The 346-nt window shown below is 58.4% G+C and carries 1 protein-coding gene; it reads left to right on the forward strand.

Features of this window, described 5'->3' with window-relative positions; translation table 11 throughout:
* Positions 1 to 346 (forward strand): contractile injection system protein, VgrG/Pvc8 family (locus AC4IHP_RS27875; RefSeq protein WP_490833293.1); only part of this gene is annotated, 346 nt, incomplete at both ends.

Consider the following 346-nt stretch of genomic DNA (forward strand, 5'->3'; position numbering starts at 1 on the left):
GCCCACAACTGGCGTATCTGGCGCACCGCATCAACCAGCGCATCTTCCAGAACCTCAGCGTGCCGAAGATCATCGGCCAGGTGCTGGAAGAGCACGGCATTCAAGGCAACGCCTACGAATTCAAGACCGGCTCGATCTATCCCGAGCGCATCTACTGCGTGCAATACGACGAGTCGGATCTGCACTTCATCCAGCGCCTGTGTGAAGAAGAAGGCATTCACTTCCACTTCCAGCACAGCGCCAACGCGCACAAGCTGGTTTTCGGCGACGACCAGACGGTGTTTCCGAAACTCGCGCCTGTGCCCTATCAGCAAGACTCCGGCATGGTCGCCAGCAACCCGGTGAT

The sequence above is a fragment of the Pseudomonas sp. UF-293 genome, from assembly GCF_058245595.1.